Consider the following 17,552-nt stretch of genomic DNA (forward strand, 5'->3'; position numbering starts at 1 on the left):
AAAGCGTCAGGTTGAAGTGGCCGGTTGGGCCGTGGTTCAAACCTACGCCGCTGCCGGCGCACTGAAAAATTCATTGCGCCAGTAGCGAATATCAAGGCGATTGATAGTTCAGTCGACGAACTTGAGGTCCGAAGGCGATTGCAGTGCCAGCGTCTGCACCACCTCGCCCAGCAGGCCGGTCTGCGCATCGCGCCGGATCACCACGATCTGGTTGCTCTGCTGGTTGCCGACCAGCACGTAGCCCCCGGTCGGGTCCAGGGTGAACTCGCGCGGGTGATCACCCTCCACCGAACGGCGCTGCACCTGGCGCAGGCTGCCATCCTGACGGTCGATGGCGAACACGATCAGTTCGTTGCGGGTGCCGCGGTTGCTCACGTACACGAAGCGCCCGTCGGCGGACACATGCACCGCGCTGGCCGCCTTGGCCGCGGCATCGGCCTGTTCGGTCAACGGCAGGATCTGGCGCTGGCTCAGCGTGCCGTCGTGGTAGTCGAACACCACCAGCTGTGCACTCATCTCCAGGGTCAGGTAGGCGTGCTTGCCGTTTGGACCGAACGCCAGGTGACGCGGCCCGCTGCCCGGCGGCAGAACGACCGGGGTTGCCGCGCCCAGTGGCCGGGTCGGGGTCTGGGGCTGGTAGCGGTAGCCGATCACCTGGTCGGCGCCAAGGTCGCTGGCAAACAGGTATCGCCCGTCCGGGGACGGCACCACCGAATGCACATGCGGCCCGGCCTGGCGCTCGGGGTTCACCCCGCTGGCCACATGGCGCACCTGCTGCACCGACGCCGACAAACGGCCATCGGCAGCGACCGGCAACACGCTGAGGCTGCCGCCCGGCTCAGGCTTGACGCCGTAGTTGGCCACGAACAGATAACGCCCATCCAGGCTCAGGCTCGAGTGGGTCGGTTCGTCACCGTCGCTGGACACCTGGCTCGACAGGCTCAGTTCACCGCTGTCATGCGCCCGGGCAAAGCTGCTGACCTGGCCCTGGCCGTCACCGTTCTCGTTGACCGCGAACACGTTGCGCCGGTCCGGCGACAGCGTCAGCCAGGACGGGTTGCTGCTTCTGAGCACTTGCAGGGGCGTGGGGTCGAGCTGGCCGCGCTGGCTGTCGAAGCGGTAGCGGTAGACCCCGTCATGGGTGCCCACCAGCAGTTCATGGCCGTGGGCGTTGAGCGTCAGCGCCATGGCACTAGCGGTCAGCAGGGACATCAGCTGGCGTTTCATCGTCGTCCTCTTCAGAAGCGCGCAAGGCACTCATGCAGACTAGTTGATGCTCGCCCGTGTCGTCGCTGAGCTGCCAGTGCTCGCCGGCAAGCGTCGCGTTGCCGATCTGCTCGGGGCTGAACTGCCATTTCTTCAACGCACGGCCGTCCATCAATTCGATGCGCAGGCCCGTATCGTCGAAGATGAAGTCGAATGCGTGCAGGCCATCGATCAACAGCATGTCGCAGGATTCAAGGGCTTGGGCAAGGGTGGTCATGGGGGGGTATCCCTGATTAAACACGCATGATACCCCAACCTTAAAAGCATCGCGGGTCAAGCCCGCTCCCACAAGGACCGCGGTAGTCATTGTGGGAGCGGGCTTGACCCGCGATGAAAACGACGCAGTGTGTCAGTGCGCGAAAATCGACTTGCTCTGGGTGCCCGCCATCTTCTCCGGCTTGATCAGGAAGCGTGCCAGCGCCGGCAACAGCCACAGCGCGCCGAACATGTTCCACAGCAGCATGAAGGTCAGCATCAGGCCCATGTCGGCCTGGAACTTGATAGCCGAGAAAATCCAGGTGCACACCCCGATCGCCAGGCACAACCCGGTGAACAGCACCGCCTTGCCGGTGGAGCGCAGCGTCTGGTAGTAGGCCTCCTGCAACGGCAGGCCGGCGCGCAGGAAGCTCTCCAGGCGGCTGTAGATGTAGATCCCGTAGTCCACGCCGATGCCCACGCCCAGCGCCACCACCGGCAACGTCGCGACCTTGACGCCGATGCCCATGAACGCCATCAGCGCGTTGCCCAGCACCGAGGTCAGCACCAGCGGCAGCACGATGCACAGGGTGGCAGCAAACGAGCGGAAGGTGATCATGCACATCACCGCCACGCACAGGTACACCAGGATCAGGATGGTCAGCTCGGCCGACCGGATCACCTCGTTGGTGGCCGCCTCGATCCCCGCGTTGCCCGCCGCCAGCAGGAACTCTAGGCCCTCCTGGTCATGCTCGGCAGCGAACGCCTTGACCGCATCCACCACGCGGTCGAGGGTCTCGGCCTTGTGGTCGTTGAGGAACACCAGCACCGGCGCCAGCGAACAGTCGGCGTTGTACAGGCCCTCGGCACGCGACACCGAGGTGTTGAGGATGTCCGGGTTGCGCGACAGGCTCTCCCATTTCAGGTTGCCCTCGTTCATGCCCTTGATCATCTGCTTGGACACGGTCACCAGCGAGATCGCCGACTGCACCCCGGGGGTGTTCTCCATCTTCCACATCAGCTCGTCGACCGGCGCCATGGTCTTGTACACCGAGCAGCCTTCGGTCGGGGTCTTGACCATCACCACCAGCACGTCGGAGCTGGTGGAGTAGTTGTCGATGATGAAGGCGTTGTCCTTGTTGTAGCGCGAATCCGGACGCAGCTCCGGCGCACCCTGGTCGAGGTCGCCGATCTTCAGGTTCTGGCTGTACCACAGGCCGCCACCGAACATCGCCAGCGCCAGCAGCACCGACACCGGCGCCACCTTGGGGCTGGCGAAGCTGGACAGCAGGCGCCAGAACGGATGCTCGCGGGTCGCATCCTTCTTGCTGCGTTCGATGGCCTTCTTGCTGATGCCCACATAGGAGATCGCCACCGGCAGCAGGATCAGGTTGGTGAACACGATCACCGCCACGCCGATCGAGGCACCGATGGCCAGTTCACGGATGACCCCGATGTCGATGATCAGCAAGGTGATGAAGCCCACCGCATCGGCCAGGATGGCGATCATGCCCGGCAGGAACAGCTGGCGGAAGGTACGCCGCGCCGCAGTCAGCGCGTTCTCGGCCTCGCTGGACTGCAAGGCGATGCCGTTGATCTTCTGCACCCCGTGGGAGATGCCGATGGCGAAGATCAGGAACGGCACCAGCATCGAATACGGGTCGAGCCCGAAGCCCACCGCGTGCATCAGCCCCAGTTGCCACACCACCGCCACCAGGGTGGTGATGAGCACGGCAATGGTGCTGCGGATGCACCAGGTGAACCAGTACAGCAGCACCCAGGTGATCACCAGGGCGATGCCGAAGAACATCACCACCATCATCAGGCCGTCGATCAGGTCGCCGACCTTCTTGGCAAAGCCCACGATGTGGATCTTGACGTTGGGGTTCTGCGCCTCGAACTTGTTGCGGATCAGGTCTTCGAGCTGGTGCGAGAACGCCTGGTAGTCGAGCTTGATCTGGCGCCCCGGGTCGTTGGGGTCGGGGTAGGATTCGAGCAGCGGCACATCGACGATGCTCGACTTGAAGTTGTTGGCCACCAGCCGGCCGACCTGACCGGACTTGAGCACGTTGTTGCGCAGTTGCTCCAGGCTGTCGGGCGAACCGTCGTAGGTCTGCGGGATCACCTCGCCACCGGCGAAGCCCTCCTCGGTCACCTCGGTCCAGCGCACGCTGGGGCTCCACAGCGACTTGAGCGCCGAACGATCGACGCCAGGAATGTAGAACACCTCGTCGTGGATCTGGCGCAGGGTCTCCATGTACGCCTTGCTGAAGATGTCACCGTCCTTGGCCTCCACCGAGATCCGCACGGTATTGCCCAGGTTGGCCAGGTCGTTGCGGTGCTCGATCATGTTCTGGATGAACGGATGCTCCAGCGGAATCATCTTCTCGAAGCTGGTGGACGGGCGAATCAGCATGGCCTGCCAGAACAGGAACAGGCTCACCAGCACACAGATGCCGATCACCGCCGGGCGGTTGTTGAATATCAGGCGCTCGAGCAGGCTCGCCTTGTCCTGGTTGTGCTGCATGTTGAACGACTCCTGACTGCTCATGGTTGCGCCCTCGCGGCGCCGGTGGCGGTAGCCAGGCGTGCCCCGCCCTGGCCGACCAGGATCAGCTGCCCATCGGCCTGGCCGCTCACGCCCGAAAGGGCGATACGGTCGGGCCGGTTGAACACGCTGAAGCTCTGGCCGTCATCGGTGCTGCGCAACACGCTGCCGCCGTTGCCCACCAGCACCAGGCTGCCGTCTTCGAGTAGCGTAGCGCTTGCCAGGCCGAATTCGAGCGCGCCGCGCTCGCCCTGGAGCGCGATGGCCTGCCAGGTGCTGCCGAAATCGCTGGAGCGGTACAGGTTGCCGCGCAGGCCGTAGACCAGCAGGGTATCGGCGCGGGCGGTACCGATGGCTCCGAACAGCGAGCCCTCGTAGGGGCCGTCGAGGTGTTCCCAGGTCTGCCCGGCATCGCGGGAGCGGAACATGCTGCCCTGCTCGCCCACGATGAACAGGCCCGCGTCCTTCACGGCAGCGATGCCATTGAGGTGGTACTGATCGGGGTTGTCGAGGCGCTCTGCGACGTCCTGCCAGTGCGCGCCGCCGTCGGTGGTTTCGAACAGGCTGCCATAGGCCCCCACGGCCAGCCCGTGCCGGGTGTCCTGGAACCAGACATCCAGCAGCGGGGATTCGCGGGACGGGTCTTCGAACTGTTTGCTCCAGGTGGCGCCGCCGTCGCTGCTGGCGAGGATCTGCGCATCATGGCCCACCGCCCAGCCGTGCTTGGCATCGGCGAAGTACACGGCAGTGAGCAGTTGGCGGCTGGGGACGCGGGCCTGGGTCCAGCTCTGCCCCTGGTCGTCGGAGAAGAGGATATGCCCGCGTTCGCCCACCGCCACCAGGCGCGGCCCGGCCTTGGCGATGTCGATCAGCAGGCTGTGGGAGGCCTTGTTCGAGGTCTGTGAATACACCGTCTGCGGTGTCGGGCCGTCATCGGCAGCCCCGGCGGTTGCGGCGAACAGCCCCAGGCCCAGGCTCAGCAAGACGCTGGCCGTGAATACATTCATAGTCCTCTCCCACATTATTGTTATTCGGTGCTACTGGCGGGGCTGGAAGCGGCAATCTAGAGCCCCGCGAATGCTGGCCTCAAGCTAGCAGGCTTTGGAAATGGATGACAACGTACAACGCGTTATGTTTTGTTAAGCGCGGCCTCTGGATCGTGGATGTCGCGTTTTCCGCCCGCACCTTCATCATAAAAAAAGGGGCTGCCCCGAAAAGGCCAGCCCCCTGTTCAACCTGCCCTCAACCTCAGGCCAGGCTCTTGCTCACCACCTCGAACACATCGCTGGACAGCCCGCCCGAGCCGCGGATGCGCTCCAGCTCGGCCTTCATCAGCGCCTGGCGCGCGGCATCGTACTTGCGCCAGCGGGTCAGCGGCGCCAGCTGGCGCGAGGCGATCTGCGGGTTGAAGCCGTTCAGTTCGATCACCAGGTCCGCCAGGAAGCGATAACCCGAGCCATCGGCCGCATGGAAGTTGACCAGGTTCTGCCCGGCGAACGCACCGATCAACGCGCGCACCTTGTTCGGGTTCTTCAGGGTGAACGCCGGGTGCTCCATCAACGCCCGCACTCGCGCCAGGCCGCCCGGCAACGGGCTACCCGCCTGCACGCTGAACCACTGGTCCATCACCAGCGGGTTGTCCTTGAAGTGCTCGGCAAAGCTTTGCAGGGCCCTGGCGCGCTCGTCCTGGAACGGCGAATTGACCAGCACGGCCAGTGCGGTCAGGCGTTCGGTCATGTTGTCGCACGCCTCGAACTGCTCGAGCGTCGCCTCCAGCACCTGCGCCCGGCCCGTGAGCATCAGGTACGACAGCGCGATGTTCTGCAGGCTGCGCCGGGCAAAGTGCTCGGCCTCGGCCACATAGGCGGTTTCGCGCGAGACCGCACGGTTGGCCTGGTAGCGCGCCCACAGCCCGTCGAACAGTTGCTCGGCCAGTTGCTGGCGGGCAAAGTCGCGGGCCGCGTGAATCGCGTCCACATCGGCCACTTCGCTGATTTCGGTGAGGTAGGCCTCACTCGGCAGCGAGAGCATTTCGGCGACCATGGCCTGGTCGAGTGCCTCGTTGGCCAGCACGCTGCCCAGGGCAGTGACCAGGCGCTGATCGAGCACCAGGGCTTCACCGCGCTGATGCTGCGCGATCAGTTCCTGCAAGACCTGAACCGACAGTTGCTGGCCGGCTTCCCAGCGATTGAAGCCATCGCTGTCGTGCTGCATCAGGAACATGAGTTGGTCGCGGTCGTACGGGAAGCTCAGCTTGACCGGCGCACTGAAGCCGCGCAGCAGCGACGGCAACGGCCTGGCGGCCACGTCGACGAAGGTGAATGTCTGCTCGGCCTCGGTCACCGACAGCACCCGCGTGGTCGCGCCCGCCTGCGTTTCGCCTTGCAGGCGCAGGGCAATGTCGTTGCCCTGGGCATCGAGCAGGCCCAGTTCGACCGGGATCACGAATGGCTGCTTCTCGACCTTGTCCGGGGTTGCCGGGCAGCTCTGGCTGAAGGTCAGGCTGTAGGTCTGGGCAGCGGCGTCGTACGCCTCGCTGACGTTCAGGCGCGGCGTACCAGCCTGGCTGTACCAGCGCTTGAACTGGGTCAGGTCGACGCCGTTGGCGTCTTCCATGGCCTTGATGAAGTCGTCGCAGGTCACGGCCTGGCCGTCATGGCGTTCGAAGTACAGGTCGCTGCCCTTGCGAAAGCCCTCGGCACCCAGCAGCGTGTGCACCATGCGCACCACTTCCGAGCCCTTCTCGTACACGGTCAGGGTGTAGAAGTTGGAAATCTCGATGAAGCTGTCCGGGCGCACGGCGTGGGCCATGGGGCCGGCGTCTTCGGCGAACTGGTGGGTACGCAGGTAGGCCACGTCCTCGATGCGCTTGACCGTGCGCGAGTTCATGTCGGCGCTGAACTCGGAATCGCGGAACACCGTGAAGCCTTCCTTGAGCGACAGCTGGAACCAGTCGCGGCAGGTCACGCGGTTGCCCGACCAGTTGTGGAAGTACTCGTGGGCCACCACCGCCTCGACCCGCTGGTGCGCGGCATCGGTGGCGGTCTCGGCACGCGCCAGCACGCAGCTGGAGTTGAAGATGTTGAGGCCCTTGTTCTCCATGGCGCCCATGTTGAAGTCGTTGACCGCCACGATCATGAAGATGTCCAGGTCGTATTCGCGGCCATACACCTCTTCGTCCCAGCGCATGGACTTCTTCAGGCTGACCATGGCGTGCTGGCACTTGTCGATGTTCTCCGGCTCGACATAGATGCGCAGGGTCACGTCGCGCCCCGACTGGCGGGTGAAGGTGTCTTCGAAGCACCACAGGTCGCCGGCCACCAGTGCGAACAGGTAGGCCGGTTTCTTGAACGGGTCTTCCCAGGTGGCCCAGTGCCGACCGTCCTGCTGCGGCCCGCTGCCGATGGGGTTGCCGTTGGACAGCAGGACCGGGTAGCGATGCTGCTCGGCGATCACCGTGGTGGTGAAGGTGCTCATCACGTCCGGGCGGTCGAGGTAGTAGGTGATCTTGCGAAAGCCCTCGGCCTCGCACTGGGTGCAGAACATGCCGCCGGACTTGTACAGGCCCTCGAGCGCGGTGTTGGTCTCGGGGTGGATCTTCACGCTGGTGTCCAGGGTGAAGCGCTCGGCAGTGGGCTGCAGGGTCAGGTGGCTGTCGTCGAGCTGGTAGTCGTCAGCGCCCAGCGGCTGGTCGTCCAGCGCCACGCTGAGCAGTTCCAGCTGCTGGCCGTCGAGCACCAGCGCCGGCAGGCCGGCACCGCGCGCCGGGTTGCGGCGCATGACCAACTGCGCGTGGACCAGGCTGTGGTCCTCGAACAGTTCGAAGGTCAGGTGCGTCTCGTCGATCAGGTACTCGGGTGCCTGATAGTCCTTGAGGTAGATCACTTGCGGCTGTTCGGTACGCATGTGGCGGTCCTTTTACTGATGCACGGCCAGCTGGTAGGCCGTGTACTTGCGAATATTGATCACGCCGGTATCGAAAATCAGGTACTGGCCCTTGATCCCCAGCAGGGTGCCTTCGGCGACAGGGTTCTTGTCCAGGTTGAAGCTCACGATCTTGCTCGGGTACGCCTCTACCGGGTAGCTGATTTCAATCGGCTCGACGTCGGTCAGCGGCTGGATCGCCTGCAGGCCGAAGCGGTCCTGCAGGCCCTTGAAACCTTCACTGCAGCTGTCGAACAACTGCTCGCGCACGGCCACCAGGTCGACCGCCTCGGCGTTGCCCTTGAGCAGTGCGCGCCAGTTGGTGCGGTCGGCCACCTGGCTGCGGAACAGGTCCTCGACCAGCCCGGACTGCTGCCGGGTGGCCACCCGCACGATCGGCAGGGCCTGGCTGGCGCCCTGGTCGAGCCAGCGCGTGGGCAGCTGGGTGGCGCGGGTGATGCCGACCTTGATACCCGACGAGTTGGCCAGGTACACCACGTGGTCGGTCATGCAGAACTGCTCGCCCCAGGCCGGGTCACGGCAGGTGCCGTGCTCGTAGTGGCAGCGCTCGGGGCTCATGATGCAGGTGTCGCATTGCGCCAGCCTGGTCATGCACGGGTAGCAGTAACCCTGGCTGAAGCTGGTCTTGGTCTTGCGCCCGCAGTGAGTACAGTGGATCGCGCCCAGGTATTCGAGACGCACGGTCTTGCCCAGCAGGGGGTTGACCGGCACTTCGACGTCGCCCAGGCGAAACGCGTATTGCACGACCGGCTGCTCGAGGCGCGCCGTCATCTTGCTGATGGAACCACGGCCGAGTTCGATCAATGGATCGCGTCCGACTTGAACAGGATGTTGGGCACCGGCGCGGACTTGGAGGCGCATTCCTGCGGGCCCATGTAGCCGGTACGCTGGTCTTCGGGCAGGTTCTGCATCTCCCAGGCGATCACGGCCTGCAACGACAGCTCCTTCTGCTCGGCGGTGAGCTTGCGCCCGTCGGACCATTTGCCGATTTCCACGGCCAGTTTCAGGCTGGCGTAGATCTCCGGGGTGATGTTTTCGATCATTTGCGCAAAAGTGGACATAGCGTCTCCAAAAATCAAGCTGACAGTTTACGCCGGGCCAGTGCCCCGCCCAAGAGCCCGCTGAGGCAGCCGACCAACAGCCCACCCACGTGGGCGGCGTTGGCGATCGCGCCGAAGCCGAGCAGGGTGATCAACCCCGACAGGCACAGCAGCAGCCATACCAGCATCATCACCAGCACGCCACGCGGCATGCGATACACCGGGTTCGGCGCCAGCCACTGGTACAGCCAGATGTGCCCGAGCAGGCCGTACAGCACCCCGGACAAGCCGCCGAACAGGCTGGGCCCGCCGAACACGAACTGCGCCACGTTCGACACCAGGCTGAACAGCAGGGTCAGCGACAGCAAGGCCAGGGTGCCCTGACGCAGCTCGATGCGCCGCCCCAGCTCCCAGTACCACAGGCCGTTCATGGCCAGGTGCAGGATGCCGAAGTGCACCAGCATCGGGCTGAACAAGCGCCACCACTGGCCTGCATCGAGGCTGGTCAGCAACGGGGTGAAATACAGGTAGTCGCCCTGTACGCGAAAATCCAGGAAGGTCAGCCAGCTCAAGGTGGCGAAGTTGTCGCCCAGGCCGGTCAGTGCCGCCACCACCACGCACAGCAGCAACACCGCTGCAGTGGCCTTGCTGGCCTTCGCCTGCGCGGCCAGGCTCGGGCGCGGTGGGGCCGGGGGCTGCGCCAGGGGCGGCAGTTGCACATCGGCATTGCCCTCCGGATAGCGCTGGTACAGCTGGCGAACATCTTCCACCAGGTAGTCGGCGGTCCACAGTACCTGCTCCTCGCCCTCCTCAGAGACCCGGTGCGGCACCTGCAGGCGCTTGAGCAGCTCGACAAAGCCGCTGAGGTCGACGCTCAGGGGCAGGCGCATCACCATTGCCGCACTCATTGACTGGCCTCCGGCCGTTCGACATCCACCCATACGAACTTGTGCGGGTCGATGCGGGTTTCATCATCCAGCCGATAGGCCACCAGCTTCCCGTAGAGCACCGCACTGTAGTCCAGGCACGCCAGGTTGGCGCGGATGGGTGCGGGCCGGCCGCTGCGCCAGTAATGGCCGACGAACAGCAGCGGCTCGTCGTCACCGTAGCGCAGCAGCGCGTTCTTCTGGCTGCGACTGAGCGGAGCATTGGCCACTTCGGCCGGCAGCGCATCGGGCTGGAACACGATATCGCCGTAGGTCTGCGGGTCTTCCTCCCAGAACTTGGTGCGAAAGAATGCGCGGGTCAGGCCGTCGCCGCCGGTCAGGGTGAGGCCGTCGGGCAGGCGCATGTCGGTGCCGCGCAGCAGCCGGTTGCACACGGTGTGGGCAAAGCTGCCGGCCACGGCCGAGGCCTGCACGAAATGCTCGTCGATGCGCCCGTCCGGATGCTGCTGGCGCAGCGGCTCGATCAGACGCGCGTCCCAGCAGGCGTGTACCACGCGAAAGCGTCCGGCATCGATGAACAGCGGCAGCTCGTAGAACCAGCCGAGAAAGTCGTGCCAGTCGTGGGGGTGGTCGGCGAACTGGGTCAGTGTCTCTTCGATCAGCCGCGCATGGCGCGGGTTGTGCTCGCGCACGAACTGCTTGCCGCTGCCCGGCAGCGCCGGCGTGGTCCAGCCCAGTGCGCTGAATTCGTGGTTGCCCATGATGCAGTGGGCCTGACCGGCTTCGACCATGTCGTGCACGATGTGCAGGGCCTCGCGAATGCGCGGGCCGCGGTCGATGATGTCGCCAAGGAAGATCGCCTGACGCTGCGCATGTCGCCACACCCCGCCCTGACGCTTGTACCCCATGGCGTCGAGCAGACGCTCCAGGGTGTGGGCACAGCCATGGACATCGCCGATCAGGTCGTAACTGCGCGCGGGATCGAGCATCAGTCGCCTCCACCACCCAGACGGCTGCCCCAGCCGAGCTTGGTCCGGCAGACCTCGTAGTAGTTGTGGTCCAGCGGGTGGATCAGGCGCAGCTTCTGCGGCTTCTTGTTCACCGTGATGGTGTCGCCGGGGGCACAGGTGAAATGGTTCTGGCCATCGCACGAGACTTGCGGGTACAGCTGCAGGTCACGCGATACCACGATCTTCAGCTCGCTGTTGCCATCGACCACGATCGGGCGTCCCGACAGCGTGTGCGGGTACATGGGCACGATCACGATGGCGTCGAGCTTGGGGTGCATGATCGGTCCGCCGGCCGACAGCGCGTAGGCGGTCGAGCCGGTCGGTGTGGCGACGATCAGGCCGTCGGCCTTCTGGCTGCACACGAACTGGCCGTCGATGTAGATCTCGAACTCGATCATGCGGTTGGACTTGCCAGGGTGCAGCACCACGTCGTTGAGCGCGTCGCCCTGGCCGATGGCCTCGCCGTGGCGGCGGACTTCGGCCTGCAGCAGGAAGCGGTTTTCCACCAGGTAGTGGCCGTCGAGCACTTCGGCCACCTTGACCTCGAGCTCGTCGGGGCGAATGTCGGTGAGAAACCCCAGGCTGCCGCGGTTGATGCCCAGTACCGGGATGTTGTGGCGCGCCAGTGCGCGGGCGGCGCCCAGCAGGCTGCCGTCGCCGCCGACCACGATGACCATGTCGCACACCTCGCCCAGCAGCTTGCGCGAAGAGGTCTGCAGGCCGTGGCCGGGCAGCACGTCGGCGATGGTGTCCTCGAGGATCACGTGCAGGTGCCGCTCGAGCAGGAATTTTTTCAGTCGGCGAATGGTATCGAGCACCTGCGAACTGCCAAGGCGGCCGATGATACCGATATTGCGAAATTGCTCCATGGGGCTCCTGCGGGGCACTGCGGCGTTGAATGGGCCGGTTGGCCAAAGCGTTGATTATGGGCGAAAGCGCCGGGCAGCGGCAAACGCCGCAGTTTTTTGCACAAGGCGCCGGGGCGGGCGGCTATGCTCGCAGGATGATGCCCTTTACCGACCTTTGCGACCTGCCCAACCGCCTGCGCCAGCCCCCGGTGCGGGACCTGGCGTGGGTAATCCTTGCGCCCCCCATGCTCGCAGTGACGCCCTGGCCGCAACGCCACCCGTTGGCCGGCAGCGACTGGGTGGCCGCACCGGCGCTGCTGCGCGACTGGCTGCTGGCGCTGGACCACGACAGCCGTGACCTGCAGGCCTGGCTGGCACAGGCCGCCAGCCGGCGCCTGGGGTTGTACTACGAGCGGCTGTGGCAGTTCGCGTTGCGCCATGCTCCGGGGGTGGAGCTGCTGGCGGCCAACCTGCCGATCCGCGACGGCGGGCACACCCTGGGCGAGCTGGACATCCTGCTGCGTGACCGCGACGGGGTGCATCACCTGGAGCTGGCCATCAAGCTGTACCTGGGCCCGCAGCACGGTGACGGGCGTAACCCGGCGCAGTGGCTTGGGCCGGGCTGCCATGACCGGCTGGACCGCAAGCTGGCGCACCTGAACGACCATCAACTGCCGATTTCGGCGCGGGCCGAGGGGCGCGAGGCGCTGGCGGCGCTGCACATAGACAGCTTCACGGCTCAGCTTTGGCTGGGCGGGTATCTGCTGTATCCATGGCCGGGGACGGCGCAGCCTCCGGCGGGTGCGCACCCACAACACTTGCGCGGGCGCTGGCTGCATCAGCGCGACTGGGCCCGGTTTGCGGCGCAGGCCGACCCCGGGCGCTGGCAGCCGTTGCCGCGCCAGGCATGGCTGGCGCCGGCGCGGTACACGCAGGAACAGGCCTGGGGCACGGAACAGTTCCAGGCCTGGCTGCAAGCGCTGGACCCGATGGCCCCCGCGCAGTTGCTGGTGCGGCTGGTGCCAGGGGATAGCGGGGATTGGGTAGAGGCCCAACGCTTGTTTCTGGTGGCCGATGCCTGGCCGAACCTGGCGGGTTAGCATGCACTGGCTGGGCCGGCCCCCACATGAACGTACGCCCCCGTGGGAGCCGGCCTTGCCGGCGAAGGGGCCAGCGCTGACAACATTCTGCTAACCTCGCCCCCCCCTCACCCAGCACCCGCACAAGGAACCCACCCGTGCCCGGCAATCTTCTCGCCCTGGCGCTCGCCGTCACCCTGGCCTGGCCCGCAAGTGCCAGCGCAGCGCCTGCCCCAGGTCTGGACCAGGACAACGACCTCGCCCTGCTGAGCGACAGCTTCTGGCGCCAGGCGACGCCCACCGACCTGGACACGTGGCTGGCCCCGCGCAGCCAACCCGGTGAGTATCCACCCGGTGTGGTCACCCGCAACACCACGGCCTTTCACCTCGCACTCGAAAACAACGCCTCGCTGGCCATGCTGCAACACCTGCGTGCCGCGCTACCGGCCATGGTCGGGCTCGGCGACTACCCCGAATCGCTGCTGTCCACGGCCATCAAGCACAACCACCCCACTGCCACCATCGAATGGCTGCTGGCCCAGGGCGCGCCGGTGGAAGCCGGCGACTACCACAACCCACGCCCGCTGCTGCTGGCCATCGCCCAGGGCGCCGATGCCTCGCTGATCGACGCCCTGGTCAAGGCCGGCGCCGACACCTCCTACTTCACGCGCAGCGACAGCAACATGGACGCCTTCGACGCCGCAGTGCTGACCGAACACAGCGCCACGCGCCGGGCCGTCGCCCGCCATCTGCCACTGCCCGAGGCCGGCAGCGAAACCATGGAAGCGATCCTGGTCGAGCTTTCGCGCCAGGGTCGCGACGGGCCCGACGCCCCGCACGTGAGCTACGACATCCTCAGCGTGCTGCTCGAGCGCGGCATGAGCAGCACCGGCACCTACTGCGACCCGCACAAACCCTACTGCCTGGCCGACGACAGGAGCGACCTGATGGACCTGGCCATCCGTATCGAGGACCCGCAACTGGTCGACTACCTGCTCGGCAAGGGTCTGAAGGCCCGCTAGCACACTTTTTTGCCCCAGCGCAGGTGCAGGGCACGCGCAAGCGATTAGAGTTATCCGCACAGCGCCATCAAGAGCGCGGCCATTGACCTGATTGACCGATATGAGGAACCACCATGACCCTGACCAATACGCAGGCACGCTACGGCAGCCTGTCGATCGCCCTGCACTGGCTGATGCTGATTCTGCTGGCGGTGGTATACGCCTGCATCGAACTGCGCGGCATCTTCCCCAAGGACAGCGCCGAGCGCGACCTGATGAAAAGCCTGCACTTCATGCTCGGCCTGAGCGTGTTCGTGCTGGTATGGCTGCGCCTGGTACTGAAGGTCACCCACCCCACCCCGCGCATCGAACCCAAGCCGCCGGCCTGGCAGACGGGTCTTGCGCACCTGATGCACTGGGCGCTGTACGCCCTGATGATCGGCCTGCCGCTGGCCGGCTGGGTGATCCTCAGCGCGGCCGGCAAGCCGATCCCGTTCTTCGGCCTGGAGTTGCCTGCCCTGGTAGCACCGGACACCGACCTGGCCAAGTTCGTCAAGGGCTGGCACGAGTGGTTCGGCGCACTGGGCTACTGGCTGATCGGCCTGCACGCACTGGCCGGCCTCTACCATCACTACGTGGTCCGCGATAACACCCTGCTGCGCATGCTGCCGCAAAAAGGTGACTGACTAGGCGAACCCGCGGCGGCCCTGCAAGCCGCCGGTGTGAACGAAGATCAGCCGCGTGCCGGCCACGAACGCGCCAGCCAGCACACGCTCCTGCAGGGCCAACAACGCCTTGCCGGTGTACAGCGGTTCCAGTGGCAGGCCCGATTCGGCCTCGCTGGCCTGGATGAATGCCAGCAAGGCCGGGTCGACCTTGGCAAAGCCGCCCCGGCTGGCGTCGTGCAGGCGGTAAGTGCCCGGCGCCAGCACCTCGACCTCGCCTTCCACCCCGTGCCCCGGCGGCACGGCCAGCGCGCCGTGCACCGGGTGGGCGCCCGCTTCGGCCTGGGCCAGCCCCACCAGCGTGGTACCGCTGCCCACCGCCAGCCACCAGGCGTCGTAATCGGCCCAGCCCACGGCCGCCAGCTGCGCCCGCGCCTGGGTCACGATCTGTGCGCAGCCTTCGGTGCCCAGTGGCCCCGCGCCGCCTTCGGGCACGCAATGCCATGCCGGGTAGAGGGCTTGCCAGGGCTGCCAGAAATCCGCCTGATGCCGCTCCCTGTATCCGGCGTACCCCAGCCAGTGCAGGTGCATGCCCAGTGCTTGCAGGTCGTGCACGGTGGGGTTGCTGTGCGGGTGCCCACGCAACAGCCCGGCCGTGGCAAAGCCGAAGCGCTTGCCGGCCGCCGCCAGGGCATGCAGGTGGTTGGAATAGGCGCCGCCCAGGCTGATCACCCCCGGGGCACCACGGGCATGGGCAAGGCGCAGGTGCCCCTGCAGCTTGAACCATTTGTTGCCGCTGATCAGCGGGTCGATGAGGTCCAGACGCAGCACTGCCACCTCGACCCCGGCGCGCGCCAGCCAGCCTAGGGCCAGCGGTTGCAGGGGTGCCAGTGGCAGGTCATCGAAAGCGGCAGACATCGAACAGGCTCGGCAGAACGGGAGCGCGCAGTCTACCAGCGCACCCCCGCCACCGCTTTACAGCTCGGCCGCCAGGCGTGAACCCTGGTTGATCGCGCGCTTGGCGTCCAGCTCGGCGGCGACGTCCGCGCCGCCGATCAGGTGTACCGACTGCCCGGCGGCCAGTAGGCCATCCTGCAGCTCGCGCAGCGGGTCCTGGCCGGCGCAGATCACCACGTTGTCCACCGCCAGTACCTGCGGCTCGCCTTCGGCGATACGGATATGCAGGCCGGCGTCGTCGATCTTCAGGTAGTCGACGCTGTTGAGCATCTGCACCCGCTTGTTCTTCAGGCCTGTGCGGTGGATCCAGCCGGTGGTCTTGCCCAGCCCGTCGCCAACCTTGGTCTTCTTGCGCTGCAACAGGTACACCTGGCGCGCCGGAGCATGGGGCTCGGCCTGGATGCCCGCCACGCCGCCGCGCGCTTCGAGCCGGGTGTCGATGCCCCACTCCCTCCAGAACGCCTCGCGGTCCTGGCTCGTGGCAACGCCCTGGTGCACCAGGAACTCCGACACATCGAAGCCGATGCCGCCGGCACCGATCACCGCGACCTTCTGCCCCACCGGCTTGCGCGCCAGCAGCACGTCCAGGTAGCTCAGCACCTTGGCGTGATCGATACCGTCGATGGCCGGCAGGCGAGGCGCGATGCCGGTCGCAAGGATGATCTCGTCGTAGCCGCCCTCCACCAGTTGCTCGACATTGACGCGGGTGTTCAGACACAGCTCCACGCCGGTGGTCTGCAGCTTGCGCTTGAAGTAGCGCAGGGTCTCGAAGAACTCCTCCTTGCCCGGCACGCGCTTGGCCACGTTGAACTGCCCGCCGATCTCGCTGGCCGAGTCGAACAGGGTCACCTGGTGGCCACGCTCGGCGGCCACGGTAGCGGCGGCCAGGCCGGCCGGGCCGGCGCCGACCACGGCAATGCGCTTGGGCTGGGCCACCGGCAGGTAGTTGAGTTCGGTTTCATGACAGGCCCGCGGGTTGACCAGGCAACTGGTCAGCTTGCCGCCGAAGGTGTGGTCCAGGCAGGCCTGGTTGCAGCCGATGCAGGTGTTGATCTCGTCGCCGCGCCCGGCGGCGGCCTTGTTGACGAAGTCCGGGTCGGCCAGGAACGGGCGTGCCATCGACACCATGTCGGCGTCGCCTTCGGCAAGGATCTGCTCGGCGACTTCCGGGGTGTTGATGCGGTTGGTGGTGATCAGCGGGATCTGCACCGCGCCGCGCAACTTGGCGGTGACCTTGCTGAACGCGGCACGCGGCACCTTGGTGGCGATGGTCGGGATACGCGCCTCGTGCCAACCGATGCCGGTGTTGATCAGCGTGGCGCCGGCCTGCTCGATGGCCTGGGCCAGCTGCACGATCTCCTGCCAGTTGCTGCCGCCTTCCACCAGGTCGAGCATCGACAGGCGGAAGATGATGATGAAGTTCGGGCCGACCGCTTCGCGCACCCGGCGCACGATCTCCACGGCCAGGCGCATGCGGTTCTCGTAGCTGCCCCCCCAGCGGTCGGTGCGATGGTTGGTGTGGGCGGCCAGGAACTGGTTGATGAAGTAGCCTTCGGACCCCATGATCTCGACGCCGTCGTACTCGGCGCTCTGGGCCAGCGTGGCGCAGGTGACGAAGTCCTGGATCTGCTTCTCGATGCCCTCTTCGTCCAGCTCGCGGGGCTTGAACGGGTTGATCGGCGCCTGGATCGCGCTGGGGGCCACCTGCTTGGGGCTGTAGGCGTAGCGCCCGGCGTGGAGGATCTGCATGCAGATCTTGCCGCCGGCCTCGTGCACCGCCTGGGTAACGATACGGTGCTTCTGCGCTTCTTCGGCCGTTGTCAGCTTGGCCGCGCCGGAGTACACCCCGCCCTCTTCGTTGGGCCCGATGCCGCCGGTGACCATCAGGCCGACGCCACCACGGGCGCGCTCGGCAAAGTACGCCGCCATGCGCTCGAAACCGCCGGGTTTCTCCTCCAGGCCGGTGTGCATCGAGCCCATCAGGGTGCGGTTGCGCAAGGTGGTGAAGCCCAGGTCCAGCGGGGCAAGCAGGTGCGGGTATTGAGCGGCGGTCATGGTGAACTCCACAGCGAACTGATCACGGAATGCGGGCGCCTCGCTGCGTGCAGCGG

Annotated in this window: 15 protein-coding genes; 3 read left to right on the plus strand and 12 right to left on the minus strand. The window is 66.1% G+C overall.

Annotated features, from left to right (window positions below; translation table 11 throughout):
• Positions 1–108: 108 nt before the first annotated feature.
• The 10 genes from FW760_RS16880 to FW760_RS16925 form a co-directional block, all read right to left on the minus strand.
• Positions 109–1,227, minus strand: coding sequence for a lactonase family protein (locus tag FW760_RS16880; protein WP_116055073.1), 1,119 nt, complete (start codon positions 1,225–1,227; stop codon positions 109–111).
• A complete protein-coding gene (locus FW760_RS16885) occupies positions 1,193–1,483 on the minus strand; it encodes a DUF5629 family protein (RefSeq protein WP_116055075.1) in 291 nt (96 codons plus the stop codon). The genes FW760_RS16880 and FW760_RS16885 overlap by 35 nt, the downstream gene beginning before the upstream one ends.
• Before the next feature lie 132 nt (positions 1,484–1,615).
• Entirely contained in the window at positions 1,616–4,012 is a 2,397-nt protein-coding gene (locus FW760_RS16890) for an efflux RND transporter permease subunit (protein WP_043864634.1), read from the minus strand.
• Positions 4,009–5,016, minus strand: coding sequence for a WD40/YVTN/BNR-like repeat-containing protein (locus tag FW760_RS16895; protein ID WP_229590342.1), 1,008 nt, complete (start codon positions 5,014–5,016; stop codon positions 4,009–4,011). The genes FW760_RS16890 and FW760_RS16895 overlap by 4 nt, the downstream gene beginning before the upstream one ends.
• Before the next feature lie 241 nt (positions 5,017–5,257).
• On the minus strand, positions 5,258–7,915 hold the full coding sequence (pepN, locus tag FW760_RS16900; protein ID WP_446443894.1) for an aminopeptidase N: 2,658 nt from the start codon (positions 7,913–7,915) through the stop codon (positions 5,258–5,260).
• A gap of 12 nt (positions 7,916–7,927) precedes the next feature.
• The gene (locus FW760_RS16905) at positions 7,928–8,758 is read right to left on the minus strand and encodes a DUF2797 domain-containing protein (RefSeq protein WP_043864637.1); all 831 of its coding nucleotides are present in this window, start codon (positions 8,756–8,758) and stop codon (positions 7,928–7,930) included.
• A complete protein-coding gene (locus FW760_RS16910; protein ID WP_054916681.1) occupies positions 8,755–9,015 on the minus strand; it encodes a YeaC family protein in 261 nt (86 codons plus the stop codon). Before FW760_RS16910 ends, FW760_RS16905 begins: the two co-directional genes overlap by 4 nt.
• Positions 9,016–9,029: 14 nt before the next feature.
• Positions 9,030–9,902, minus strand: a complete 873-nt coding sequence (locus FW760_RS16915; protein WP_100633146.1) for a rhomboid family intramembrane serine protease — start codon at positions 9,900–9,902, stop codon at positions 9,030–9,032.
• Entirely contained in the window at positions 9,899–10,873 is a 975-nt protein-coding gene (locus FW760_RS16920; RefSeq protein ID WP_173925093.1) for a metallophosphoesterase, read from the minus strand. The genes FW760_RS16915 and FW760_RS16920 overlap by 4 nt, the downstream gene beginning before the upstream one ends.
• Positions 10,870–11,760, minus strand: a complete 891-nt coding sequence (locus FW760_RS16925) for an NAD(+) kinase (protein ID WP_043864641.1) — start codon at positions 11,758–11,760, stop codon at positions 10,870–10,872. The genes FW760_RS16920 and FW760_RS16925 overlap by 4 nt, the downstream gene beginning before the upstream one ends.
• A gap of 134 nt (positions 11,761–11,894) precedes the next feature.
• On the opposite strand from FW760_RS16925, the gene FW760_RS16930 reads away from it, so the two are divergent.
• From FW760_RS16930 to cybB, 3 genes are all read left to right on the plus strand, one after another.
• Positions 11,895–12,839, plus strand: coding sequence for a DUF1853 family protein (locus FW760_RS16930; protein WP_043864665.1), 945 nt, complete (start codon positions 11,895–11,897; stop codon positions 12,837–12,839).
• A gap of 137 nt (positions 12,840–12,976) precedes the next feature.
• On the plus strand, positions 12,977–13,840 hold the full coding sequence (locus FW760_RS16935) for a hypothetical protein (RefSeq protein ID WP_058541352.1): 864 nt from the start codon (positions 12,977–12,979) through the stop codon (positions 13,838–13,840).
• 113 nt (positions 13,841–13,953) lie between these two features.
• Positions 13,954–14,505: a cytochrome b561 gene (gene cybB, locus FW760_RS16940; protein WP_054916684.1), complete on the plus strand. Its 552-nt coding sequence runs from the start codon at positions 13,954–13,956 to the stop codon at positions 14,503–14,505.
• Here the strand turns inward: cybB and FW760_RS16945 are convergent, their stop codons facing one another.
• Together FW760_RS16945 and FW760_RS16950 are read right to left on the minus strand one after the other, a co-directional pair.
• Positions 14,506–15,402, minus strand: coding sequence for a pyridoxal-phosphate dependent enzyme (locus tag FW760_RS16945; RefSeq protein ID WP_116055077.1), 897 nt, complete (start codon positions 15,400–15,402; stop codon positions 14,506–14,508).
• Between the two features lie 57 nt (positions 15,403–15,459).
• Complete coding sequence (locus FW760_RS16950; protein ID WP_054916686.1) at positions 15,460–17,496, minus strand: NADPH-dependent 2,4-dienoyl-CoA reductase; 2,037 nt, start codon at positions 17,494–17,496, stop codon at positions 15,460–15,462.
• Between the last annotated feature and the right edge of the window lie 56 nt (positions 17,497–17,552).

The organism is Pseudomonas sp. 1176_21 (assembly GCF_052850635.1).